24 protein-coding genes and 1 riboswitch are annotated in these 24,270 nt (G+C 71.3%); of the genes, 8 read left to right on the top strand and 16 right to left on the bottom strand.

Annotation, left to right across the window (positions count from 1 at the left end; all coding sequences use genetic code 11):
• Positions 1-51: 51 nt before the first annotated feature.
• The 4 genes from ABZ194_RS20820 to ABZ194_RS20805 form a co-directional block, all read right to left on the bottom strand.
• Entirely contained in the window at positions 52-783 is a 732-nt protein-coding gene (locus ABZ194_RS20820) for an endonuclease/exonuclease/phosphatase family protein (protein WP_355598588.1), read from the bottom strand.
• Between the two features lie 45 nt (positions 784-828).
• The gene (locus tag ABZ194_RS20815) at positions 829-1,773 is read right to left on the bottom strand and encodes an ROK family glucokinase (RefSeq protein WP_355598586.1); all 945 of its coding nucleotides are present in this window, start codon (positions 1,771-1,773) and stop codon (positions 829-831) included.
• A gap of 72 nt (positions 1,774-1,845) precedes the next feature.
• A complete protein-coding gene (locus ABZ194_RS20810) occupies positions 1,846-2,283 on the bottom strand; it encodes a hypothetical protein (RefSeq protein ID WP_355598584.1) in 438 nt (145 codons plus the stop codon).
• Positions 2,284-2,364: 81 nt separating this feature from the next.
• Entirely contained in the window at positions 2,365-2,802 is a 438-nt protein-coding gene (locus ABZ194_RS20805; RefSeq protein ID WP_355598582.1) for an SRPBCC family protein, read from the bottom strand.
• 263 nt (positions 2,803-3,065) lie between these two features.
• Between ABZ194_RS20805 and ABZ194_RS20800 the strand changes: the two genes are divergently transcribed.
• On the top strand, positions 3,066-4,859 hold the full coding sequence (locus ABZ194_RS20800) for an AMP-dependent synthetase/ligase (protein WP_355598580.1): 1,794 nt from the start codon (positions 3,066-3,068) through the stop codon (positions 4,857-4,859).
• A gap of 16 nt (positions 4,860-4,875) precedes the next feature.
• Here ABZ194_RS20800 and ABZ194_RS20795 read toward each other — a convergent pair whose 3' ends face one another.
• The 8 genes from ABZ194_RS20795 to ABZ194_RS20760 form a co-directional block, all read right to left on the bottom strand.
• Positions 4,876-6,018: a glycosyltransferase family 4 protein gene (locus ABZ194_RS20795; protein WP_355598578.1), complete on the bottom strand. Its 1,143-nt coding sequence runs from the start codon at positions 6,016-6,018 to the stop codon at positions 4,876-4,878.
• Complete coding sequence (locus ABZ194_RS20790) at positions 6,015-7,292, bottom strand: M48 family metallopeptidase (protein ID WP_355598576.1); 1,278 nt, start codon at positions 7,290-7,292, stop codon at positions 6,015-6,017. The genes ABZ194_RS20795 and ABZ194_RS20790 overlap by 4 nt, the downstream gene beginning before the upstream one ends.
• On the bottom strand, positions 7,289-8,074 hold the full coding sequence (locus ABZ194_RS20785) for a DUF4157 domain-containing protein (RefSeq protein WP_355598574.1): 786 nt from the start codon (positions 8,072-8,074) through the stop codon (positions 7,289-7,291). Before ABZ194_RS20785 ends, ABZ194_RS20790 begins: the two co-directional genes overlap by 4 nt.
• 383 nt (positions 8,075-8,457) lie before the next feature.
• Positions 8,458-8,967, bottom strand: a complete 510-nt coding sequence (locus ABZ194_RS20780) for a C40 family peptidase (RefSeq protein ID WP_355598572.1) — start codon at positions 8,965-8,967, stop codon at positions 8,458-8,460.
• 82 nt (positions 8,968-9,049) lie between these two features.
• A riboswitch (cyclic di-AMP (ydaO/yuaA leader) is annotated at positions 9,050-9,209 on the bottom strand.
• Positions 9,210-9,712: 503 nt separating this feature from the next.
• On the bottom strand, positions 9,713-10,651 hold the full coding sequence (locus tag ABZ194_RS20775) for an NlpC/P60 family protein (RefSeq protein WP_355598570.1): 939 nt from the start codon (positions 10,649-10,651) through the stop codon (positions 9,713-9,715).
• A 138-nt stretch (positions 10,652-10,789) separates the two neighbouring features.
• The gene (locus tag ABZ194_RS20770) at positions 10,790-11,404 is read right to left on the bottom strand and encodes a hypothetical protein (protein ID WP_355598568.1); all 615 of its coding nucleotides are present in this window, start codon (positions 11,402-11,404) and stop codon (positions 10,790-10,792) included.
• 45 nt (positions 11,405-11,449) lie between these two features.
• Positions 11,450-12,772, bottom strand: coding sequence for an NYN domain-containing protein (locus ABZ194_RS20765; protein WP_355598566.1), 1,323 nt, complete (start codon positions 12,770-12,772; stop codon positions 11,450-11,452).
• A 41-nt stretch (positions 12,773-12,813) separates the two neighbouring features.
• Positions 12,814-12,948 carry a hypothetical protein gene (locus ABZ194_RS20760; RefSeq protein ID WP_355598564.1) on the bottom strand — a complete coding sequence of 45 codons (135 nt, stop codon included), beginning with the start codon at positions 12,946-12,948 and terminating at the stop codon, positions 12,814-12,816.
• Between the two features lie 300 nt (positions 12,949-13,248).
• Between ABZ194_RS20760 and ABZ194_RS20755 the strand changes: the two genes are divergently transcribed.
• The 3 genes from ABZ194_RS20755 to ABZ194_RS20745 all read left to right on the top strand — a co-directional run bounded on the left by ABZ194_RS20755 (position 13,249) and on the right by ABZ194_RS20745 (position 15,858).
• Complete coding sequence (locus tag ABZ194_RS20755) at positions 13,249-13,635, top strand: transposase (RefSeq protein WP_355598562.1); 387 nt, start codon at positions 13,249-13,251, stop codon at positions 13,633-13,635.
• Positions 13,636-13,814: 179 nt separating this feature from the next.
• A complete protein-coding gene (locus ABZ194_RS20750) occupies positions 13,815-15,527 on the top strand; it encodes a DEDD exonuclease domain-containing protein (protein ID WP_355598560.1) in 1,713 nt (570 codons plus the stop codon).
• 43 nt (positions 15,528-15,570) lie between these two features.
• The gene (locus ABZ194_RS20745; RefSeq protein WP_355598558.1) at positions 15,571-15,858 is read left to right on the top strand and encodes an Lrp/AsnC ligand binding domain-containing protein; all 288 of its coding nucleotides are present in this window, start codon (positions 15,571-15,573) and stop codon (positions 15,856-15,858) included.
• A gap of 18 nt (positions 15,859-15,876) precedes the next feature.
• On the opposite strand, the gene ABZ194_RS20740 is transcribed toward ABZ194_RS20745, so the two are convergent.
• From ABZ194_RS20740 to ABZ194_RS20730, 3 genes are all read right to left on the bottom strand, one after another.
• Positions 15,877-16,695 (bottom strand): histidine kinase, encoded by an 819-nt coding sequence (locus tag ABZ194_RS20740; protein WP_355598556.1) that lies wholly within the window; start codon positions 16,693-16,695, stop codon positions 15,877-15,879.
• Between the two features lie 82 nt (positions 16,696-16,777).
• Positions 16,778-17,824 (bottom strand): anthranilate phosphoribosyltransferase, encoded by a 1,047-nt coding sequence (gene trpD, locus ABZ194_RS20735; RefSeq protein ID WP_355598554.1) that lies wholly within the window; start codon positions 17,822-17,824, stop codon positions 16,778-16,780.
• 117 nt (positions 17,825-17,941) lie between these two features.
• Positions 17,942-18,340, bottom strand: a complete 399-nt coding sequence (locus ABZ194_RS20730; RefSeq protein ID WP_355598648.1) for a hypothetical protein — start codon at positions 18,338-18,340, stop codon at positions 17,942-17,944.
• Between the two features lie 195 nt (positions 18,341-18,535).
• Between ABZ194_RS20730 and ABZ194_RS20725 the strand changes: the two genes are divergently transcribed.
• Genes ABZ194_RS20725 through ABZ194_RS20710 form a run of 4 tightly spaced genes read left to right on the top strand, consistent with a single transcriptional unit; the run spans position 18,536 to position 22,722 of the window.
• Positions 18,536-19,153 carry a heme-copper oxidase subunit III gene (locus ABZ194_RS20725; protein WP_355598552.1) on the top strand — a complete coding sequence of 206 codons (618 nt, stop codon included), beginning with the start codon at positions 18,536-18,538 and terminating at the stop codon, positions 19,151-19,153.
• 16 nt (positions 19,154-19,169) lie between these two features.
• Positions 19,170-19,982: a c-type cytochrome gene (locus ABZ194_RS20720; protein ID WP_355598550.1), complete on the top strand. Its 813-nt coding sequence runs from the start codon at positions 19,170-19,172 to the stop codon at positions 19,980-19,982.
• Positions 19,979-21,091, top strand: coding sequence for a Rieske 2Fe-2S domain-containing protein (locus tag ABZ194_RS20715; RefSeq protein WP_355598548.1), 1,113 nt, complete (start codon positions 19,979-19,981; stop codon positions 21,089-21,091). The genes ABZ194_RS20720 and ABZ194_RS20715 overlap by 4 nt, the downstream gene beginning before the upstream one ends.
• Positions 21,088-22,722 carry a cytochrome bc complex cytochrome b subunit gene (locus tag ABZ194_RS20710; RefSeq protein ID WP_355598546.1) on the top strand — a complete coding sequence of 545 codons (1,635 nt, stop codon included), beginning with the start codon at positions 21,088-21,090 and terminating at the stop codon, positions 22,720-22,722. Before ABZ194_RS20715 ends, ABZ194_RS20710 begins: the two co-directional genes overlap by 4 nt.
• A gap of 291 nt (positions 22,723-23,013) precedes the next feature.
• Here ABZ194_RS20710 and ABZ194_RS20705 read toward each other — a convergent pair whose 3' ends face one another.
• The gene (locus tag ABZ194_RS20705; RefSeq protein WP_355598544.1) at positions 23,014-24,210 is read right to left on the bottom strand and encodes an Ig-like domain-containing protein; all 1,197 of its coding nucleotides are present in this window, start codon (positions 24,208-24,210) and stop codon (positions 23,014-23,016) included.
• Positions 24,211-24,270 lie beyond the last annotated feature (60 nt).

Here is a 24,270-nt window from a genome sequence, read left to right as displayed (position 1 = left end):
ACGGGACGGGGGACGGGACGGGGATCGGGGCCGGGAGCGCCCGTGGCGGGTTCACCCGTCCCGACCGGCTCGGCCGGGCAGGACGCCTTCCCCGGAGACCGCGAGTTCGGCGACCACCGGCAGGTGGTCGGTGGCCAGCGGAAGGTCGGCGGGGTCGGCTCCGGTCCCTCCGCAGGAGACCACGGAGAGGCCCGCCGCCGCGAAGATCGCGTCGATGCGCTCACGGGGCCGCCTCGCGGGGAAGGTGAGGCCGTCACCGGACGGCGAGACCGGATAGCAGTCGGCCAGCCGCTCGGCGATACGCCGCCAGGCCGGTTCGTGGGACTGCTCGTTGATGTCCCCGGCGAGCACCGGCAGCGCGCCGAAGCGGTCGGAGGCGGCCCGCAGCAGGGTCAGGGCCTCACCCGCGTGGTACGACCGGGCGTCGGCGTCGAGGTCGAGGTGAACGGAGCCGACCGCCACCCGCCGCCCCCCGGTCTCGACCACGGCGATGGCGATGGCGCGCCGCTCCAGACCGGGGAAGCGCCTGAGCAGGTGTCCCTCGCCGTGCAGCAGCCGGACCCCCGGACCGGTCAGCACGGCCACCCCGCCGGAGCGCCGCCCCGCCGCCACGGTCAGGCCGCCGGAGGCGGCCAGCCGCTCGCGCCTGCGACGCCACCGCAGGAACCGGGGCGCCTCCTGCACGCAGAGCACGTCGGCGCGGAGCGCGGTGATCACCCGTCCCAGCGCGGCGACGTCGTCCCTCATGGAGCGCACGTTGTAGCTGGCGACTCTGAGCGGCACGGATCCCCTGCCCCGTCCGGAGAGCACCTTCGCCTCAGCCCCGCCTCAGCGGAGCCGGGCGAGGTCGGCCGCGCCGACCACGCCCGCCGCCGCGCCCAGCTCGGCCAGGCGGATGTCGGCCACCGGGCGGTGCCCCCGGCCGGTCAGGTCGCGGGCGAAGTTCTCCCGGACCTGGTCGATCCAGAGGTCGGAGGCGCGCGAGACACCGCCGCCGAGGATGAAGCAGCCGGGGTCGAGGATCGCGGCGAGGTCGTCCAGGCCCTGGGCGATCCAGGCGGCCAGCGTGGCGAAGGCGGCCAGCGCCGCCGGGTCCCCCCGCCTGGCCGCCTCGGTGACCGCCTGGCCCTCGATGCGGTCGGGTGATCCGCCGGCGAGCTCCAGCAGCCCGGCGGCGCGCGCCGGGTCGCGCTCGGCGATCTGCCGGGCCTCGGCGACGAGGGCGTTGCCGCTGGCGTACTGCTCCCAGCAGCCCAGGTTGCCGCACCCGCACAGGCGCCCCTCGGGGACGACCTGCATGTGGCCGAGTTCGGCGCCCATGCCCCAGCGGCCCCGGTAGAGCGTGCCGTCGAACACCAGGCCGCCGCCGATCCCGGTGCCGACGGTCACGCACACCAGGTGGGTCTCACCGCGCCCGGCGCCGAACCTGGCCTCGCCCCACGCCATGGCGTTGGCGTCGTTCTCCACCACGACGGGCAGGCCGACCAGATCGGAGACCTTCTTTTGCAGGGGCTCCTCGCGCCAGGCGAGGTTGGGCGCGAAGCGCACGACGGACCGGGTCTCATCCACGAACCCCGCGGCGCCGAGTCCCACGGCCTCGATCTCCCGGCCCTCGACGAGCTCCGCGACGACCTCGGCGATCGTCTCGGCGACCTGCTCGGAGTTCCGGGCCGGGGTGGGCCGCAGCAGATGCTCGACGACTTGACCGTCCTCGTCCACGACCCCTGCCGCGATCTTGGTGCCGCCGATGTCAACGCCGATGGTCAGCGCCATTGTCCGTCCTCTCCCCTTGGGTTCACCCCGGGCCGTTCCCTCTGGGCTCGGCCCAGACCTCTTCCCCCGGGCTCAGCCCAGGTCGACGTGCTCGGCGGGAGTCTCGGCCCGGTCGCGCTCGCGTTCCCGCCGGCCGGGCGAGGGCCTGTTCAGCCCGTCGACGGCCGACTTGAACACCGCGAACAGCTCGCCGCCCGCCCGCACCAGGTGGTCGGCGACCGCGCCACCCGACTCACGCTGGGCGGCCATGGCGCGGCAGACGGGACAGGCCCGGCAGATGTACTCGTCGTGCTCGGAGACCGCCTCCCCCCACACGTCCCGCCCGCTCCGGGGGGAGCCGGAGAAGACTCCACCGACCCCGGTCACCGTGCCCCGGATCAGGCTCCTGCCCAGTTCCCTGGCCGCCTTCTGCTGGAGCGCGTCGAAAAGCTTGAACGCCTCCTCGGCCGCGTCGCCCAGCGGGTCTGTGCCCTTCTCGGGCTTCTCGGTTCTTCCGGTCTTCTCAGTCATCAGGCCCTCCCGTCTCGAACCGTACCCGGAGAAGGCCCGCATGCAGCACGGCATCTCGGACATGACGGCCTATCCGCCGTGTCACGCGCTCTCGACGCGCCTCTTCAGCCCCTTCAGAGCGGTGTCGATGATGACCTTCTCCGCCCTCCGCCTGATCATGCCGATCATGGGAACCTTGAGGTCCACCGCGAGTTCGTACGTCACCTCGGTGCCGCTGCCCGCATCGGCCAGGCGATAACGCCCGGTGAGCCCGGAGACCATCCTCCCCGCCTCGACGACGCTCCATTCGACGGACTCGTCGCCGTGCCAGGTGTAGCCGAGGGTGTACTCGTCGTTGATCACGCCCGCGTCCAGGACGAACCGGACCCGCACCGGCCTGCCGTCCTGCCCGGCGGACAGGACCCGCGCCGACTTCACCTGGCCCGCCCACTCCGGGTACGCCGGGAAGTCGGCGATCGTCCTCATGACGGTGGACCGGCCGGCGCCGATCGTAATGGTGGAGGTGGTGCGATCAGCCATGGGCATACCGTACTCGTTCGCCGTTTCCTCGCGGACGCACGGCTCACCGCTCAGGGACTCGCCACACCACCCGCCAATAGGGACATAAGTAACGAATCAGATGCGACACGGGCGACGCGAACACGGTCCGGAGGCCCGGCGGGGCAAGACTGATACCGTGAAATCGCCCCCGGCCACGCCTGAGTGACGGATCCACCCTCGCGGAGCACCTCGGGACGATCTCCAGGCAGCCCATCGATCCGCGTTTCCCGCAGGAGTGACCCGTGCGCGAGTACAGCGTCCCCGTTCTGGTGGATGTTCCCGCCTCCGCCAACCTCACCGACACGGTGTTTCACCGTGCCGAGCAGGAGCCGGGCACCGTCGTCCTGCGCCGCAAGGCCGGCGACGGCTGGGCCGCCGTCACCGCGGGAGAGTTCCGCGACCAGGTCGCCGCGGTGGCCAAGGGGCTGATCGCGGCCGGCGTCGAGCCGGGCGACCGGGTGGCCCTGATGTCACGCACCCGCTACGAGTGGACCGTGATCGACTACGCCATCTGGGCGGCCGGCGCGGCCAGCGTGCCGATCTACGAGACCTCCTCGTCCGACCAGGTCAGGTGGATCCTCTCCGACAGCGGCGCGAAGGCCGTCTTCGTGGAGCTGGACACCCACCGGGAGACCGTCCGCGAGGCGATGTCCGGCCTGCCGGAGCTCAAGCACCTCTGGCACATCGACGACGGCGCCACCGGCGAGCTGGCCGCGAGCGGCGCCGAGGTGACCGACGAGACGCTCTCCGGGCGCAGGGGCGGGTGCGGCACGGCCGACCTGGCGACCATCGTCTACACCTCCGGCACCACCGGCCGCCCCAAGGGCTGCGCGCTGACCCACGACAACCTGCTGTTCACCGCGAGGAACGTGGCGGCCGGCCCCCTGGAGCCCCTGTTCACCGTGGACGGCCGGGCCGCGCTGCTGTTCCTTCCGCTCGCGCACGTCTTCGCCCGCATGATCCAGGTGGTGCTGGTCGAGACCGGCACGATCCTGGCGCACACCGCGAACATGAAGAACGTCGCCCCCGACCTGCAGAGCTTCCGTCCGACCTTCCTGCTGGGCGTGCCCAGGGTGTTCGAGAAGGTCTACAACGCGGCCGAGCAGAAGGCCTCGGCCGAGGGCAAGGGCAAGATCTTCCACGCCGCCGCCGCCACCGCGATGGCCTGGAGCCGGGCGCGGTCCACCGGCGGTGCCGGGCTCGGGCTCACGCTCAGGCACGCCCTGTTCGACAGGCTGGTGTACGGCAAGCTCCGCGCGGCCACCGGCGGCAGGCTGACGGCCGCCGTGTCCGGCGGTTCGGCCCTGGGCGAGCGGCTCGCCCACTTCTTCCGGGGCGTGGGCATCGAGGTCTTCGAGGGATGGGGCCTGACCGAGACCTCCGCGCCCTCCACGGTCAACCAGCCGGGCGCCAACAAGATCGGCACCGTCGGCAAGCCGTTCCCCGGCGTCACGATCGGCATCGGGCAGGACGGCGAGGTGCTGGTCAAGGGGCGCCACGTCTTCTCCGGTTACTGGAACGACGAGAAGGCCACCGCCGAGGTGGTCGACGCCGACGGCTGGTTCCACACCGGCGACGTCGGCGAGCTCGACGGGGACGGCTACCTGCGGATCACCGGCCGCAAGAAGGAGATCCTCGTCACCGCCGCCGGCAAGAACGTCGCCCCCGGCCCGATGGAGGACCGTATCCGCGCCCACCCGCTGATCAGTCAGGCGCTGGTGGTCGGCGACGACAGGCCGTTCGTCGGGGTGCTGGTGACCCTCGACCCCGAGGCACTGGAGCAGTGGAGGACGGCCCACGGCAGGCCGGGCGCCGACGTCACCGGCCTCAGCACCGACCCGGCGATCCTCGCCGAGGTGCAGAAGGCGGTGGACGACGCCAACCGGTCGGTCTCCAAGGCCGAACAGATCAAGAAGTTCGCGGTTCTCGACGTCGACATCACCGAGGAGAGCGGGCACCTGACCCCGACCCTCAAGGTCAAGCGCAACATCGTGACGCGCGACTTCGCCAGGCAGATCGACTCCCTGTACGGCTGACGCGCGGCCCCGGGGGCTAAGCCCCCGTGACCGCCCTGGTGTCCGGCGGCACCGCCAGCAGGCGGGCGAATCGGTCGGCGACCAGGCCCCAGTCCCAGTCGCGCCGGACCCACTCGCGCCCGCGCTCGCCCATCGCCCGGGCCGCCGCCGGATCCCGCAGCAGGCCGACGAGGGCGCCGGCCACCCCCTCGGGGGAGGTTCCGTCCACCACCAGGCCGGTCTCCCCCGGCAGGACGGCGTCGGGCGCACCGCCCGACGCGCCCGCCACCACGGGCAGCCCGCTGGCGGACGCCTCCAGGTAGACGATGCCGAGTCCCTCCACGTCGATGCCGCCCAGCCTGGTACGGCAGGGCATGGCGAACACGTCTCCCGCGTCGAGGTGGGCGGGCAGCGAGGACCACGGGACCGGCCCGGTCATCCTGACCGAGTCGCCCAGCGGCCGGGCCAGCCGTTCCAGGGTCGCGCGGTACGGCCCGCCGCCCACGATCAGCAGCACGGCGCCGGGCACCGCCCGCAGCACCTCGGGCCAGGCCCGCAGCAGGATGTCCTGCCCCTTGCGGGGCACCAGCCGGGACAGGCAGACCACCACCGGCCGATCCCCCAGGCGCAGTGCCGCCCGTACCCGATCCCCGCCCGCGCCGGGGTGGAAGACGCCGGTGTCGACGCCGGGGGCCAGCCGTACCAGTTTCTCCCCGGGGATCACCCTCGCCAGCCGCCGCCTGGTGTACTCCCCCAGGTAGGTCACCACATCGGCGTGGCCGCCGATCCTCGCGAGCAGCCGCCGCGCGACCGGGACCCCGGCCCAGGCCGCCTCGTGGCCATGGGTGATCATGACGATCCGCCGCGCCCCGGCCGCGCGCAGGTCCGGCGCGAGCAGGCCGAGCGGGGCCGCCGCTCCGAACACCACGGTGTCGCACATGAACTCGGCGACCAGCCCCGCCGCCCGGCGGGCGACCGCGGGGACGGGCAGCATCAGCGAGGTGGGGTGGCGCACGATCGGGTAAGGCTGCCCGGCGTCGAAGCCCGGGCAGCCGGGCCATCTCGGGGCGTAGACGACCACCGAGTCCGGCGGCCGTCCCGCGGCGAGGCCGTGCACGAACGACTGGATCCCCCCGGCCCGGGGCGGGAAGTCGTTGGTGACGATCAGCGTACGGTTCACGGCTCCCGCATGCCGTTCAGCCGGGCCCAGGAACGTGCCATCGCGATGCGCTGCGGCGTCGTGGGGTGAGATACATAGATCAGGTATTCAATAGCACTGGGCGACAAATCGGAAATATTGGTGATCGCCAGGCGTTTCTGCATGGCGGCGAACACCACCGGCTCCCCCGTCAGGTCCAGCGCGTGCGCGTCGGCCCGTGCCTCGATGTGCCTGCTGACCAGGTTCTGCGCCGGTCCTGACAGGACCGTGGCCAAGGTCAGCACCCCCATCACCAGGCCCACCGCCCTCGGGTCGGCCGGTGAGGCGACTCCGGCGCGCCGCCGCACCGGGCCCGCCGAGGTCAGCAGGTAGAGCAGACACGCCCCGCAGGCCGCCGCCAGGCCGCCGACGAGCGTGCCGTACAGGACGTCCCCGGCCTTGGCGTGGCCCAGCTCGTGCGCCACCACCAGCTCGACCTGGTCGCCTGGGGCTCGCAGCAGCGTGTCGTAGACCACGATCCTGCGGGTCGCGCCGAACCCCGAGACGTAGGCGTTGAGCGCGGTGGTCCGCCGGGAGGCGTCGGCGACGAGCACGTCCTCGACCGGCACGCCGTCCCTGGCCGCCATGGCAAGCAGGTCGTCGCGGAGCCGGCCCGCGGGCATCGGCGTGAAGTCGTTGAAGATGGGCTCGATCACCACCGGGTAGGCGAAGGAGGCGAGCACCGTCAGCGCGAACGCGCCGATCGCGGCGGGGGCCCACCAGCGGCGGCAACGACGGGCCAGCGCGACCACCGCCAGCACCATGATCGCCAGCAGCCCGGTCCTGACCGCGATGTTCTTGACGCGGTCGGCCGACCAGGCCGGCCAGCCCTGCGTGGACAGGCCGAACTCGCGCAGGTAGGTCTCCGACCACATACCCAGCGGCCAGCGCAGGACCTCCACGGCCGCCGACAGCAGGAGAACGCCGAGCAGCACCCGCAGCCACCACGGCCCCCGCAGCCCGCCGAGCAGCCGCGCGCCCAGCGGGGTGCCCACCAGCGCCCCCGCCACGATCAAGGTCAAGCCGAGCGACAGGTAGCCGGGGGCGCTGACCACGGCGTCGAAGGACTCGGAGCGGGCGATCTGGGCGGCGGTGAAGTCACGGGCCGGATCCGGCGCGACCGGCGGGGCGTCGGCGGGCAGCGCCCGCCAGGGCGTGGTCAGCGCCACGACCACCAGCGTGGCCGCGCCGAGGACGGCCAGCGCCCATCCCGCGCCTCTCAGCCCCGAGGGCGTGTCCGTCACGGTCCGCGTCATCCGAGTTCCCTCCGGAGGTGGTCGCGCCAGGCGGCGGTGAGCTCGGCCCGCGACAGACCCAGCACGCCGCCCACATCGCTACCGTAAAGCCTCACCAGCGCCCGCTCACCGAAGCGCTCCGCGATGTACCGGCAGACGAGCCACGCCTCCTCGTAGCTCTGGGCGGCGCGTGAGGCGCCGGGAGCGAAGTCGGCGGGACCGGGGAGCCGGGTGGGCAGGGCGCCGGCACGCACCTCCTCGGCCAGCTCGGCGGCGGCCACCCTGACCGGGATCCCGGCGTCGCGGTAGCCGACGTAGTCGGCGAACCCCTCCGACAGCCACATGGGCACCCGGCCGCCCCGGATCGCGCCGGTGGCCACGTGGGTGAGCTCGTGGGCGATCACCACGTCCCGGCCGGTCGCGCTGAGCCTCGCGTACCCCGTCGGCAGGACGATCACCCGGTCGGCGACGGTCATCGCGGCCAGGCCACCGGTGGCGGAGGTCCCCGCGAGCGCCGCGGCCTCCGCGTCGGTGGCGGGGAACAGGACGACCGCCCGGACCGGCCCCCAGACCTCGCCGACGATCCGGGCCGCGCGGTCGGCCCGCGCGGCCAGGTCCCGCAGCTCCGCGAGCGGGACGCGGTGACCGGCGACGAGGGAGCGTTCGCCGCGGACCACGGTGGCGGCGCCGGGCCACAGGTCGCGGACCCCCTGCGACACCGGCCGCGCACCGGCGGCCAGACCCGCGCCCACCAGCGTCAGCATCCCGGCGAGCACGGCGCGGCGCCCTCTCGGGAGCGACATGTCAGCCGATGCTAGTGGACCGGCGACCGGCGGTCGCGTCAGCCGGGACACCGCCGGCGAACCGAGCCGGGGCGGTCAAGGAGAAACGGCTCCACGATCACAGGCGTGATCGTGGAGCCGCCTCCCCTACCTGTTACCCATCTCCCCCGGAGCGGGTTGTGGTGTCACCACGTCCGGCCGGCTCCGGTCCGGCCCCATCAGCCACGGCGCGGACGGCACGGGCGGCGTTCCCTGACGGGGATCCCGCGATCCGGCTCCGCGACGCGCTGAGAACGCCGTTCGACGTTGAACGGTTCGGACACCTGTCCCCCTCCACGGCGACCACGATGGGGTCAACTCTCCGGCTGTGCCCCGAACCGGATGGACGGGGCCGTATCCCGCTGTCAGCCGCCCGGACGGACGGCTCCGGCGAAGGAGGACCTGTAGTAGCCCCTCAGCCTCACGATCCGGACCGTCTTGCCGCTGCTCGGCGAATGGACCATCCTGCCGTGGCCGACATACATGCCCACGTGGCCCTTTCCGTAGAAGAACAGCAGGTCACCAGGGTGCAACCTGCTCCATGAGACCTTCTTCCTGACGACGCGGTACTGGCTGTACGTGACCCTGGGGAGGGAGACGCCGGCCTTGCGCCACGCGTACTGGACAAGGCCCGAGCAGTCGAACGCGCCGGGACCGGTGGCTCCCCACCGGTACGGATCGCCGATCTGCCGCTTGGCCACCGATACGGCCTTCCTGGCCTTTGTCCTCTGCCGTGCGGCCCTGTTCATCGCGGTCTTGGCCGTGCGCTTGACGTGAGTCTTCGCCGTGCTCCCGACCTGGATCGCGGCCGCGCTGTCCGTCGCCGCCCCCGCCGCCGTGGGTCCCAGCGTGACCGCCCCGGTTGAGGCGGTCAACGTGAGGACGAACCCACCGAGGGAAAGGCGAAAAAGGCGTGACAAACGAAGGTTATGCAGGGTGGTAGACAGGATTTCTCCTTGGGACTTCCACTGATGCCTACCGGGTTAGCTGACGGATTCGGGCTGGGAAGACGCCCTACGACAACAGATATGTCGATTCACCCCTGACCGTAGGTTGACGGCCTATTGGTTCCCCGGCTCCATGCCTCCTGGCTGCACGAATTCGGCAGGTCACCGTGGTGGGGCGGACCCCTTGGAGGAACGGCGACCAATTGGATTTCTATCGGAAAGCCGGCCTGGGGGACCGACGCTCGGCGCGACGGTATGGCTTACTCGCCGCGACGCCAGAAGCTACTCTGATCATCACGTTTCGGCAAAGCCCCCACAAAGTTTAAAGATCAAATAATGCTTCTCGCGCCCACGGAAGACCTGCTCGGGGGCGGCTTCATCGGCCGAATATGACTCTCGTCACACCCTCCGGATCATTATTCGGAAAGCGCCCCTCCTGTCGCGTACGTCACATCTTTGGCGACCTTCTCACCCTCCGCGTACGGCCCACGGGCCACTCCCGGCCCCGCCGTGCCCACCCCACCCTCCGGGATCGCCGCGAGGCCGCGCGCATCCGCCGCCCCTCAGCCGCGTCCAGTCCTCCCAGCGGAACGATCCAGCGGCCCTTCCGTGGAACGCTCCAGCGGCACCGGGCGGGGCGCTGAGGGCCGAGCGGGGCGCTGAGGGGGCGGGGTCAGGGGCGGACGGCCCCGACCAGGCGGCGACCGTAGGCCGACAGGGGAACGACCTTGACGACGTCCCCGGTCTGGGGAGCGTGGACGATCTTTCCGGCGCCCGCGTAGAGGCTCACATGACCCAGCCCCTCGCTGAAGATGAGGTCACCGGCCTGGAGTTCGCTCAGGGAGACCTTGCGGCCGGCCCCCCAGCTCCACTGCTCCCAGGTCGTGCGGGGGAGGCTGACGCCTCCGCTGCGCCAGGCCGCCTGGACGAGGCCGGAGCAGTCCCAGCCTCCCGGGCCGGTGCCGCCGTACTGGTAGGGCTTGCCGACCTGTGCGAAGGCGAAGCTCAGCGCGGCCCGGGCGTTGCCGGACGCCGGGCCGTCGTACTGGATTCCCGGACTGTCGGGGTTGCCGGTCCTGAAGGCGCCGAGATCGCGCAGCACCTTCGTCTGGAGCTTCACCATCCTGTCGGCCTTGGCCTTCTCCCCGGCCAGCTCGTCACGCGTCCGATCGGCCTCGGTCAGGGCCTCCCTGGCCTGGTCGCGGTTGCCGCGCAACGTCTTGGTGGCCTCCTCGAAGGCGTTCAGGGACTCGGCGCGGGAGGCGGACATCTGGTCGACGGCGGCCAGGCCGCTCAGCAGCGAGCCGGGGTCGGGCCGGCCGACCATGCCCGACCAGCCGTTGGCGGCGCCCAGCTGGTAGCTGCTGACGGCCATCGTGACGAGCTCCTTGCGCAGCCCGGCGACCTTCGCGCTCTGACGGGTGAGGTCGCCGTTCAGCGCCCGGTACCTCTTGCGGGCCCGCTTCCACTTCTCGCCGGCCTGGTTGTACCTCTCGACAACCTTGTCGGCCTGGTCGTTGAGCTTCTCCAGCTTCTTCCTGGCCTGGGCGATCGTCGGTTTCGGTTCTGCGAAGGCCCCGCCCATCGGCACCAGGAACAGCGCTAGGGCCACCCCTGCGATCATCGGCGTCCGCACAAACCCAACCGGCATACCCGCCACGGCCACGGCGCCGCCTCCCCATGCAAAGACCTGGGGCGAAATAGTACAGAACAGGTAAGGTATCGCTCACCTTTTTGGCCGTTTTGTTCTTTACTTGCAGGCCGCGACGCTGCAAACCCCGGCGGTCATCCGGCGGGCGTCCCGGAACTGGACGGCCCAGTCCCGCTTGACCGGCCGGGCGTACTCTCCCGCCCACAGGTAGACCAGCACCGCGTTGGCCCTGCGGACCACCACGCTCCGCTCCCCGCCGACCCCCGTCTTCCCGCCGTAGTAGACCTGCCCGGAGACCTTCAGCGCGTCGTCCCCGAGGCCGGTCACCTGCGCGGAGACGTAGCGGTAGGCGGACCCCGCGTCCGTCCTGGACCCGCACGCGGTCAGCGCGGCGCGGAGCTGGGCCATGGCCCGCTCCGCGGTGGCCCGCGAGCCGTACAGGAGCACCTGCTCGACCTTCATGAAGTCCGGCACACCGGTGAACGTCACCGTCCGGACAGCCGTACGGCCCGCCCCGCCCACACCGCTCCTGTCACAGGGGTCCACCGCCAGGCGGGTCTTCACCGAGTCGCTGACCGTCCAGTTCGTCTCGGGATCGTTGTCCTTCTTGGCCGCGTCCTTCTCATACAGCAGGAACCCCTTGGGAACACCGGGGGCGGCGGCGGCCGTACCGGCGACCAGGGCGGCACAGACCAGCATGACGATCTTCTGCATCGAATCAACCTCCACGGGATCCGATGCACCATATGACCAAAAGGTTCAGGCTCGCCCGAGACGCCGTAGAAGTAATGTGGAGGGAACCGGCCGGGCGCCCATCCGGCGGACCGACTCGGCCACCTCCCGATCGGAGGAGACGACCGCGACGGCCCGGCCCACGGGCTCGGCGCGGACCAGCTGACGGATCAGGTCGTCGGCGATCTGGCCGGGGGCGCTGAACATCACCCGGACCCCCCGGGGGGCCGAGACCGGCACCGGGCCGTTCAGCTCGGCACCGTCGAAGACGCAGGTCAGCTCGGTACGGGTCTGCGCGTACAGCGCGCCCAGGCCGGTGAGCAGACGGTTGCGCTGATCGGCCAGGGTGAGCGTGCCGTATCCGGTCTTGGTCACGTTGTAACCGTCCACGATCAGGTGGATCTGCGGTAAGGCCAGCAGCTGGTCGAGCAGGGCGGGGTCGTCGTCCGCGAGCGCCCGCGCGGGCACCGCCTGGACCCCGTTCCTGCCCGGTGCGACGGAGGCCACCGAGTCGGCGGGCCGGTGGATGCCGGACGGCAGGGCGAGCTCCCTGCGCAGCCCGGCGGCGGCGTCCTGGAGGGCGTCGAGCAGCATGCGGACCTTGGTGTCCTCCACACTGCGGCCCTCGCGTGCGGCCCGGCGGGTGGCCTCCAGCTGCCGCTCCGCGTCGGCCAGACGCTCGCGGAGGCGGCGCAGCTCGCTCTCCCCCGCGCTCCCTGCGGTCACGGCGGCGGCCTTGGCCTCCTGGGCGGCCTCCCGCATCTCGGCGGCCCGCGCGTCGGCCGCCCTGGCGCGCTCGCGGGCGTCATGCAGCTTGCGGCGCAGGTCGGATATCTCCGAACGGGCCGTCCTGAGCTGCTCGCGCAGCCGGTCGGCCTCCTCCTTCGCCGAGGTCTTCTGGGCGTTCAGCTGCTCACGCAGCCGGCTGAGCGCCTGCTCCTGCGCCGAGCCCTCGGCCGCGGCGGCCGACCGCTCCAGGTCCCTGCGTGCGGCCTCCACCATCTCCACCCAGCCGGGTGGCCGGGTGAGGTAGGCGGCCGCGGCCACCAGGACGGGGTCGGCGGCCGGCGGCACCACACCGTCTGCCAGGCTCGCGACCAGCTCGGGCCAGCCCGTGGCCAGCGCCTCGGCGACCAGCTCCCGGAACTTCTTGTCGCTCTCCAGTTGGGCGGCGATCGGCGCGCCACCCAGCTTGGCCCGTTTGCGGGGGTCAAACCTGGCGATTCCCTTGAGCGGAGGGGGCACCAGGGCGGCGGCCATCGACCCGAGAATCTGGGACGCCAGCTCCACGACGTGCGAGCGAACCTGCTCGGGTAGCGGACGAGACAGGCCCTCTCCGGCTGAACTCATCACGGCCCCTACTCGGATTGGTCTTCACGTCAAGGGTACGGCTACCGCACTCCGCCCCCGACCTCACCGCGGACCGCGAACGCCCGCCGCCCTCTCTTCACCCCCCTGAGCAGGCGCTCGTCCCTCGCCCGCCCCACCCCCGCCCTCCCGGCGACGCGCACCCCCGGTGAACTCATGGGGGTCACCGTCAGCCACCCCGGCCCCTCGGCTACTCCGTCACGTTCTCCGAGAGCAGGCCCGTGCCGGCCGATCCGACACCGGCCAAAGTCGATGCCTCGCCGGCCTCCGGCGGGCGTGCCGGGGCTTCCCTCTCGCGGGCATCGCGGCGGACGCACTCGGGCCGGCGCCGTGCGCGGCGGACGCACTCGGGCCCGCGCCGTGCGCGGCGGGCACGGCCTGAGGAAGAGGCGGTCCCGAGAGACGGTTGAGCCCTATCCTGTGGATCTTCCATCACCAATGGTGTAGATCATGTGGTCGTGGACGACCGACTGAAGCGTCATGATCTGACCGAGGATGAGTGGACAAGGCTGGCGGCGCTACTGCCCGCCCATCCCCGGCGTGGGCACCGGTGGGCCGATCACCGCATGATCATCAACGGGGTGTTCTTCCGAGCCCGGACCTCCTGCTCCTGGCGGAGGCTGCCGGAGACCTACGGCAGCTGGAAGACCGTCTACAACCGTCATCGCCGCTGGTCGGCGGACGGCACCTGGGAGACGATCCTGGACGCCCTGCGGACCGGCCATGACGAGGCCGAGGAGCGAGACCGGACGTCCGGCCCCGACTCCACGAGCGCCGGGGCTCACCGGCACACCCCGCCCGGGGACATCCGGCCCGGAGGAACGTTCGAAATCGCGAACTGGTGACCCCGCGCCGTGAACCACGCGCCGCGCGCCCCGGACCGCGAGGGGCCGGGGCGCTCCCGCACCTGGAGAAGCCGACCCCGGCGATCGGGGCCGGCCGTCGACGACCGTCACGTGGGCCGCGGCCCCGGGGCGGTAAATGTCAGTACAGGCTCCTATGGTGGTGAACCGTGGAGCACAGCGTGCAGGGAACTCTGGACGAGCTGGGCACACCGCTCAGCCAGATCACCTTTGTCGTGTTCGACCTGGAGACCACCGGGGTCTCCGCGGGCGAGCACGCGATCACGGAGATCGGCGCGGTCAAGGTCCGCGGCGGTGAGGTGCTCGGCGAGTTCGGCACGCTGGTCGCCCCCGGGACGCCGATCCCGCCGTTCATCTCGGTGCTGACCGGCATCACCGACGCCATGGTCGCCACGGCGCCGAGGATCGAGGCGGTGCTGCCCTCGTTCCTGGAGTTCGCCGAGGGCGCCACGCTGGTGGCGCACAACGCGGGGTTCGACCTGGCCTTCGTCAAGGCGGCCTGTGCCGCCCACGGCTATCCCCCGCCGGCCCATCCGGTGGTCGACACCGTCGTCCTGGCCCGCAGGCTGCTGAACCGCGGTGAGGTCCCGAACTGCAAGCTGTCCACGCTGGCCCGGCTCTTCAGCAAGACCGAGCCCTGCCACCGCGCGCTCGCCGACGCCCAGGCCACCGTGGACGTGCTCCACGCGCTGCTGGAGCGGGCGGGCTCCTTCGGGGTGGAGACCCTGGAGGAGCTGAGGGGTTTCGTCCGCGCGCCCACCGCGGGGCAGCGCCGTAAGCGGCATCTGGCCGACGCGGTGCCGACCGGGCCGGGTGTCTACGTGTTCGAGGACGAGCGCGGCGACCCGCTCTACGTCGGCAAGAGCGTCAACCTCCGCGACCGCGTGCGCGGTTACTTCACCGCGAGCGAGACCCGCCCCCGGATCCGCGAGATGGTCGGCATCGCCGAGCGGGTCCGCACGATCGTCTGCGCGACGCCGCTGGAGGCGGAGGTCAGGGAGCTCAGGCTGATCGGGTCCGCCAAGCCGCGATACAACCGCAGGTCGCGCTCTCCGGAGAGGATGGTCTGGCTCAAGCTGACCGACGAGCCGTTTCCCCGCCTGTCGATCGTGCGCGAGATCAGAGACGACGGCGCCGGTTACCTCGGTCCGTTCGGCGGTGTCCGCGCCGCCGAGGACGCCCGCACCGCGCTGCACGAGGCGATCCCGCTGCGGCAGTGCACCGACAGGATCACTCCTCGCACCGGCCGCCCGGCCTGCGCGCTCGCGGGGATGGGCAGGTGCGGGGCGCCCTGCGAGGGCCGCCAGAGCGTCGAGGAGTACGGCCTGCACGTCGTGGCCGCCCGCCGGGCGATGGAACTGGACGCCGGCGCGGTCTTCTCCGCGATCGAGGCCCGGATGGAGCGGCTCTCCCTCGATCAGCGCTACGAGGAGGCGGTGGCCGACCGCGACCGGCTCGCCTCCTACATCCGCACCTCGGCCCGCATGCAACGGCTGCGGGCACTCACCTCGATCCCCCAGATGGTCGCGGCGGCCCCGGCGGCGCCGGGCGACTGGGAGATCCACGTCGTCCGGCACGGCCGGCTGGTCTCGGCGGGGGTGATGCCCCGGGGCGCCCACCCCACCCCGTTCGTGGACGCGCTGGTGTCCACCGCCGAGACCGTGGTCCCGGGGCCCGGCCCGGTGCCGGCCGCCGGCGCCGAGGAGACCGAGTGCGTGCTGCGCTGGCTGGAGAGTCCCGGCGTGCGGCTGGTGCAGGTGGAGGGCACGTGGAGCCTGCCCGTCGGCGGCGCCGGACGGCTCAAGGCCCGCATCGACCGCGCCTACCAGGCGCGCGAGCCGCACCGCTCGCGTGAGGGCCGTCCGCCGCGCTGATAGCTTCGACGGACAGCAGGCAGCCGGAAACGAGGAGGAAGCCGTGATCACCGCGATCGTGCACATCAACGCCGAGGTGGACCGGATCCCCGAGGTCGCCCAGACGATCGCCGAGATCGAGGGGGTCAGCGAGGTGTACTCCATCACCGGCGAGTACGACCTGATGGCCATGGTCCGGGTCTCCGCCTACGAGGAGATCGCCGAGGTCATCCCCGGGCGGCTGAACAAGGTGGCCGGGGTCCTGCACACCGAGACGCACATCGCCTTCCGCACCTACTCCCGGCACGACCTGGAGGCCGCCTTCTCGATCGGTCTCGGCACCTCCGACTGACGGCCCGCCCGGGAGGCCTCACCCCGGCCGCTGGGCCCCCGGGCGCGTCTCGCCCACCGTGGGCAGGCGGGCACGTACCTCGAACCCCCCGCCGGGCAGCGGTCCCGCCTCGAACGTCCCGCCGAACATCGTGGCGCGCTCGCGCATGCCGAGCAGGCCGGGACCGAAGGGCGGCACGGAGGTGGCACGGCCGTCGTCGCGGACCAGCACGTCGAGGAAGCCCGGCCGCCAGCGCAGGGTGACGTGGGCCGACCGGGCGCGCGCGTGCCTGAGGGTGTTGCCCAGCGCCTCCTGGACGATGCGGTAGGCCGACAGTTCGAGGGCGAGGCCGGCCTCGGCGGGCCGGCCGTCGGTGACCACGTCGGCCCGCAGGCCCGCGGCACGGACCTGGACGAGCAGATCGCACAGGTCGGACAGCTTGGGCTGGGGCGCCCGGACCCCGGGGGGACCGTCCTCCGGGTTCAGCAGGCTCAGCGCGCACTGGAGCTCCACCAGGACCTGACGGCCCGACTCCTCGGCCACCCGCAGGGTCTCCCTGGCCCGGCAGGGGTCACGCTCCATGATCATCCGGCCTGCGCCGACGCCCAGAGTCATCATGCTGACCCCGTGGGCGATCACGTCGTGCAGTTCGTGAACGATCCGGACGCGTTCCCTCGTGACGGCCGCGCGGTCCAGGGCCTCCCGCTGCTCGGCGGCCTCGGCGCGCTCCCGGCCGAGCCGCCGGAGCAGCCGCCGCCGTTCGCGAAGGAGCCCCGCGACGGCCAGGGAAAGCCCCAGGACCACGAGGAGGGGCGGGGCGAGCGCTATCCGCCCGGCCAGAAGGTCGACACGCCACATGAGCGCAATCTAGGACGGCGCCCGCGGGGACCACATCCCCTCACCGGCGGATGCAAGATCCCCCGGTGAGGGGACGGAGAGATCAGGACGGCCTCAGCGCCTGGCTGACCTCGATCCAGCGGTCGAGGGTGACCTCCGCGGCGCCGGAGTCCACGGCCCGCCCGGCCCGGGCGTATCCGGCGGCCATCGCGGCGGTGAGGTCGTCTCCCGAGCCGTCGAGGGAGACCAGCGCGGCGGCGGCGTTGAGCAGCACCGCGTCCCGGACCGGACCGGTTTTCCCGCCGACCAGGTCGCGTACGGCCCGCGCGTTGAACGCCACGTCCCCTCCCCGCAGCGCGTCCGGCTCGGCCCTGGGGACGCCGAGCGCGGCCGGGTCGAAGACGGTGCGCCGGGCGGCGCCGTCACGCACCACCCAGACCGTGGAGGTCGTCGTGGTGGTGAGCTCGTCCAGCCCGTCGTCTCCCCGGAAGACCAGCGCCGACACGCCGCGCTCGGCGAACACCCCCGCGACCACGGGGAGCATGCCGGCGTCGAAGATGCCGATCGCCTGGGCGGCGGGCCTGGCAGGGTTGGTCAGCGGCCCCAGGAAGTTGAAGACCGTCGGGATGCCGAGTTCCTTGCGCGGCGGCCCGGAAAACCGGAACGCCGGATGGTAGAACGGCGCGAAGCAGAAGGCGATGCCCGCCTCGGCGGCGACTCCGGCGGTGTTCTCCGGGGACAGGTCGAGCACGATCCCCAGGTGCTCCAGCACGTCGGCGGCCCCGCAGGAGGAGGAGGCCGACCGGTTGCCGTGCTTGACCACCCGCGCGCCCGCCGCGGCGGCCACGATCGCGGCCATCGTGGAGACGTTGACCGTGTGGGCGCGGTCGCCGCCGGTGCCGACGACGTCGACGACGGGCCCCGCCACCGACAGCGGGACCGCCCGCTCCAGCATGGTGCGCGCCAGCCCGGTCACCTCCGCGACCGTCTCCCCCTTCGCCCGCAGCGCCACGGCGAAGCCGGCGATCTGCGCCGGCGTGGCCGAGCCGGACATGATCTCGTTCATCGCCCAGGCGGTCTCGTCGGCCGTCAGGTGCTCACCGGCGAGCAGGGCCGACAACAGCGCGGGCCAGCTGGTGCGCGCGTCCATGGGGTCTCCAGAAGGTGTTCTACCGGGTGAGTCGGTGAGGGCGGGGGCTTAAGCGGGCGGCCGGCCGGGTGGCCGGTGAGGGCGGGGCTCCGGCGGACGTCGGCGGGGGGTGGGGCTCTAGCGGGCGGTCAGCCGGGTGGACTGGCGGCGGCGCATCAGGTCCGCGACGGTGCCGGCCAGGACGACCGGGTCGATCGGCTGCGCCACGACGGCCTCGGCCCGCGACCACTCGGCCAGCCAGCGGTCGTCGCGGCGGGCGATCAGCAGGCAGATCGGCGGGCAGTCGTACACCTCGTCCTTGGCCTGGCGGGCCACGCCCATGCCGCCGGCCGGCTGGGCCTCCGCGTCGAGCACGGCCACGTCGATCTCACCGGAGTCGAAGTGCTGGACGACCTTGGCGTGGGTGGCGCACTCCACGATCTCCACGAGGGGCACGTCGGCGGCCGGACGCCGGCCGAGAGCCTGCCGCACCTTCTCTCGGGTGCTCGCGTCGTCGCTGTAAACGAGGACCCTCATCTTGTCGTCGGTGCTCAAGGCGCGCTCACTATCCCTTGTCGATGTACGGTCACCTGGGATGGTACCGGTCACCTCGCCCGGAGACCCAGGGGCGGAGAGAGCACCGGGTGATTTGCCTCATAATCGCAGTTTGAGAGGCTGTTTGACCCCGCTACCGGGGGGTCGTGCGGCAACCCGACCGGGAGAGCCGCAATAATGCTGCCCGTGGCGACAGCATCCGCAATCTCATCGACGACGACAGCACACTCGTCCGGCAGGCCTGACCTGGTCAGCGTCGGCACGATCGTCTGGCTGTCCTCTGAGCTCATGTTCTTCGCGGCGCTGTTCGCGATGTACTTCACCATCCGGTCGGTGAGCCTCGGCGAGGGATTCCCCTGGCCCGAGGCTCATTTGAACGTCCAGTTCTCGCTGGTCAACACGATCATCCTGGTTCTTTCGAGTGTGACCTGTCAGCTGGGCGTGTGGGCAGCTGAGAAGGGCCAGGTCGCCAAGCTGCGTTTCTGGTACCTCGTCAGTTTCCTGATGGGCGCCGTGTTCGTCGCCGGTCAGCTGTACGAGTACAGCCAGCTGGTTCACGAGGGGCACACCCTGTCGCACTCCGCGTACGACTCGGTGTTCTACCTGACCACGGGCTTCCACGGCCTTCACGTGACCGGTGGACTGATCGCGTTCCTGTTCATGCTGGGACGCACGTACGCCGCGAAGCGCTTCACCCGTGAGCAGGCGACCAGCGCGATCGTCGTGTCCTACTACTGGCACTTCGTGGACGTGGTCTGGATTGGCCTTTTCGTAACCATCTATGGCATTCACTAAGGAATCGGGGATCTCTGTGACTAGGATCACCGCTAGACGGCGGCATCCCCTCGCGAGATACGCCGTCCTGCTTCTTGCCCTGGGGCTGGTCGGAGGGTTCTACACCCTCCTGGCCCCGTCGGGCGAGCGGGCTGACGCGGCCATCGCGTCCGGCAGAGCCGACGACGTCGCCGAGGGGAAGAAGCTCTTCGAGCAGAGCTGCTCCAGCTGCCACGGCATGAACGCCGAAGGCACCGCGCAGGGCCCCACGCTCGTGGGCGTCGGCGCGGCGGCCGTGGACTTCCAGGTCAGCAGCGGACGTATGCCCCTGGCCAACCCCGGCGCCCAGGCCCCGCGCAAGCCGCCGGCCCCCTGGGTCAACGGCGACACCATCAGGCAGCTCTCGGCCTACATCCAGTCTCTCGGCGGCGGCCCGACCGTCCCCACCGCCGAGCAGGTCGACCCGGCCAAGGGGAACAAGGCGAGGGGCGGCGAGCTGTTCCGTGCGAACTGCATCCAGTGCCACAACTTCGTCGGCTCCGGCGGCGCCCTGACCCAGGGCAAGTACGCCCCGCCGTTGGACCAGGCCAGCCCGGCGCAGATCTACGAGGCCATGATCACCGGCCCGCAGGCGATGCCCGTGTTCAACGACAGCATCATCACTCCCGAGGAGAAGCGGGACATGATTGCCTATATCGTGGGTGTGCGTGAGGAGCCCAACCCGGGCGGCGCGGGTCTCGGCCGCATCGGCCCGGTAACCGAGGGTCTGGTGGCCTGGATCGTGGGCATCAGCCTGCTCGCCCTTGCCGCCATCTGGATCACCGCGAAGAAGCGACAGGCCCACCAATGACTGACAACGACCACGACATCGAGCAGCCCGAGGAACGCGTACCACGGCGCGTCATCGGCACCCCCTCACCCGCGGCGGGCACGTCCCTGCTCGGCGCCGAGGAGCATGACGCCGCGGGCGTCCCCGACGTCCCCGGCGTGATCCCGCAGGACGAGAGAATCGCGAGGAAGGGCGAGAGGTTCGCCGCCCTCTGCTTCGTCGTCACCCTGCTGGCGGGCATCGCCTTCATCGTCTCCTACGTGGTGTTCCAGGTCGGCGACATCGAGACGACGAAGGTCTCCACGCTGGCCCTGGGCGGCACGCTCACGGTGGCACTGCTGGCACTGGCCACGGGCATCGTGATCTGGGTCCGCATGGTCATGCCGAAGTACAACCTGGTCCAGGAACGCCACCCGATGGCCTCAGGGCCGGAGGCCAGGGAGTACGTCGCCGAGACCTTCCTGCAGGGCGCGGCCGAGAGCGGCATCGCCAAGCGCCCGCTGCTCCGCCGTACGCTGCTGCTCGCCTCGGCCCCGCTGGGCCTGGCCCCGCTGGTGCTGCTGCGAGACCTCGGCCCGTCCTACTCCGACTTCCCGAAGGAGCTGCGGCACACCGTCTGGGGTAAGAAGACCAAGGACGGCAAGGACCGCAGGCTCGTCGTCGAGGGCACCGGCGCGCCGATCCGCGCGGCGGACTTCAACTCCCCCGGCGGCATCCTGTCCGTCGTGCCCGAAGGGTACGAACACGATCTGAACGCCCTGGCCAAGGCCACACTGATCCTGATCAAGTTCCGCCCGGAAGAGATCAAGTCCGGGACGAACGTGAACTGGACGCACGACGGGATCGTCGCGTACTCCAAGATCTGCACGCACGTCGGCTGCCCCGCGGCCCTCTACGAGCAGACCACGCACCACATCCTCTGCCCGTGCCACCAGTCGACCTTCGACGCCGCCGACGGCGCCAAGGTGATCTTCGGCCCGGCCGCCCGGCCTCTGCCCCAGCTTCCGATCGCCGTGGATAATGAGGGGTACCTCGTCGCCACGGCCGACTTCGCCGTCCCCCCCGGTCCCAGCTTCTGGGAACGCGGCGACGCCGAGGCCGAGGTCCGTGAGAACGGAGGCCACGCATGAGCACCGGAGCCGTTCCGAAGCCCATAGCGAGCACAAGCAGCTTCCTGGACGACCGTCTTGGCGCGGGAAACTTCCTCAAGCGCAACCTGCGGAAGGTCTTCCCCGACCACTGGTCGTTCCTGCTCGGTGAGATCGCGCTGTACTCGTTCATCGTGCTGCTGCTCACCGGCACGTTCCTGACGTTCTTCTTCAAACCCTCCATGGGCCACGTCGCCTACGAGGGCTCGTACGAACCGCTCAAGGGCATCATGATGTCCGAGGCGTACGCCTCGACGCTGGGCATCAGCTTCGACGTCCGCGGTGGTCTGCTGATGCGGCAGATGCACCACTGGGCCGCTCTGCTGTTCGTCGCCGGCATGATGGTGCACGCGCTGCGGGTGTTCTTCACCGGCGCCTACCGCAAGCCGCGCGAGCTCAACTGGCTGATCGGCGTCGGCCTGCTGACGCTGGCGCTGCTGGAGGGCCTGACCGGCTACTCCCTCCCCGACGACCTGCTCTCCGGCGCGGGACTGCGGATCACCGAGGGTGTGGCGATCTCGCTGCCGCTGGTCGGCACCTGGATCACCTTCTTCCTCTTCGGCGGCGAGTACCCGGGCGAGGACGTGATCTCGCGGTTCTACTCGCTTCACATCCTGCTCATCCCGGGCATCCTGCTGGCGCTCATCTCCGCCCACATGATCTTGATGTGGGTGCAGAAGCACACCCAGATGCCCGGCAAGGGCCGGACGAACACCAACGTGGTGGGCGCCCCGTTCTACCCGGCCTTCATGGCCAAGGCGGGCGCGTACTTCATGTTCACGTTCGGGGTGATCGCGTTGCTGGGCACCTTCGCGCAGATCAACCCGATCTGGCTGTTCGGCCCCTACACGCCGGCGGACATCTCGGCGGGCTCCCAGCCCGACTTCTACATGGGCTTCCTGGAGGGCTCGCTCCGCCTGATGCCCGCCTGGGAGATCAACGTCCTGGGCTTCACGCTGCCGTTGAGCGTGCTGATCCCGGCGCTGCTCCCGATGGGCGTCATCATGACGGGCCTGGCCCTGTATCCGTTCATCGAGCAGTGGGTGACCGGCGACCGCAGCGAGCACCACGTGGTCGACCGTCCCCGCAACAACCCGCACCGCACCGCGATCGGCATGTCCGCGGTCACGTTCTACGGTGTGCTGTGGCTGCTCGGCGCGAACGACGAGATCGCCTCGGTCTTCCACGTCTCGCTGAACTGGACGACCTACATCGGACGGGTCCTGATCTTCCTCGGCCCGATGATCGCCTACGGCGTCACCTACCGGATCTGCCTGGGCCTGCAGCGCAGCGACGCCGCGGTGCTCGGCCACGGCGTGGAGTCGGGCGTCATCAAGCGTCTGCCGCACGGCGAGTACATCGAGGTCCACGTCCCGTCGAACGAGGCCATCGCGGCTCACATGCGGGGCAAGACGCCGGTGCCGATGATCACCGGCACCGGGACCGACGATGACGGCATCCCGTCCAAGGGGATGCGCGGCCCGCTCGGCAGGCTCCGCGCCAAGCTGAGCGAGCTCTACGGCGGCGAGAAGATCCCGCTGGACGACGGGCACGGTCACGACGAGCACGCGGAGGTCGGCCCGGGCAAGGACGACAAGTCCCTCACCCGCTGATCCTCCACAGGAAGGGCCCGGACACCTCACGGTGTCCGGGCCCTTCCGCTTTCCGCACCCTCCCCCACCACCCCCTCCAGCGCGCCGTACGGCCCGCACAGGCCGCCGACCGGCCCGTCGAGGGAAAGGGGTGGCCCGGGGGCATCCGGCGCCCACGGCCCCCTCAGGACCTCCCCGTACCCCCGGGACGCTCTCCCGGGACGGGCGCCGGGAAAACCCGAGCGGACCCGGCGGCCCCTCGGGGCGGCGGAGGCCGGCCGCGGAGACGGCGCGGAGGGCCTCGGAGACGGCTCAGAGGGACTCGGTGGTGAAGTACTTGACGCTGCTCCACCTGAGCCACTGCCTCCAGTTCTCCTGCCAGTGACCCCAGCCGTTGGTGGGCTCCAGCTTGCGGGGCGAGCCGGTGATGATGATCGGGTCCCCGATCAGCGTGTTGTCGATGAACCAGACGGCGTTGCCGGGGCTGACGTTGACGCAGCCGTGGCTGACGTTGGAGTAGCCCTGCGAGCCGACCGACCACGGGGCGCTGTGGACGTACTCCCCGCTGTTGGAGATGCGGACGGTGTTGTAGACGGTCATCTGGTAGTAGCCCGCGGAGCCGGGGCCGATGCCGGGCGAGGTCATGATGGTGACGGGCTCCCTGGACATGGCCAGGTGGACGCCGCTGGTCGTGTAGTACTTCCAGGTGCCGCCCTGGCCCGCGCTCATCGGGATCTCCCTGACGGTCTTGCCGTTGCGCCTGACGGTCAGGTGGTGGGTGAGGGTGCTGCCCCTGGTGATCTGGGAGCGCCCGATCTTGAAATGGATGTTCTGGTTCTGCTTGCCGTACAGACCCTTCCCGCCCCGGACTCCAGCGAGGTGGGCCTCGACCCGGACCTTGGTGTGGGCGGGCCAGAAGGTCTTGGGGCGGAAGTGCACGGTCTTGTCGTCGAACCAGTGCCACGCGCCCAGGACCGGTTTGGAGGTGCGCACCACCAGGTTGCGCTCGACCGAGACGCGGTCGGTGATGGGCTGGTCGAAGGTGATCATGATCGGCATGCCGACCCCGACGGTGAGACCCGTCATCTCCTTGTTCGGCAGGAGCTCCTGAATGGTGAAGCTCTTGTCGGCCTTGACCGTGGAGAAGGAGGTGACCGTCTGGGTGACCTTGCCGGACGGGTTCACCGCCACCGCGGTGACCTCGTAGGAGGCCCCTGGAAGCGCGGTGCCCCGGCTCCGCCACTGGGTGGCGTCGGCGCTCAGTTCGCCCGGCAGGGAGTTCTTGCGGCCCTTCACGGTGACGCTCTTCAGCGTTCCGCCCCGGGCCGCGACCAGGATCGTCGCGTCGGTCGGCACATTGCCCGACTTGTCGAGAGGAACCACGCTGACCGCCGCGTCGGCGTACCGCGCGGCGCCCTCTGTGCCCCGCGCGGCGGTGTCCCCGCCGGTCGAACACGAGCCCACCAGCGCCAGCGCCAGCAGCCCGGCCCCCTGAATCGAACCACGCATCGCCTGCCCCACGTGTACTCCCCTGTTCAGGACCGGTCTACTGATCCTGTTATTACCCGT

The organism is Streptosporangium sp. NPDC006007 (assembly GCF_040614315.1).
Taxonomy (GTDB): Bacteria; Actinomycetota; Actinomycetes; order Streptosporangiales; family Streptosporangiaceae; genus Streptosporangium.
This window is presented reverse-complemented; position numbering and strand designations above follow the sequence as displayed.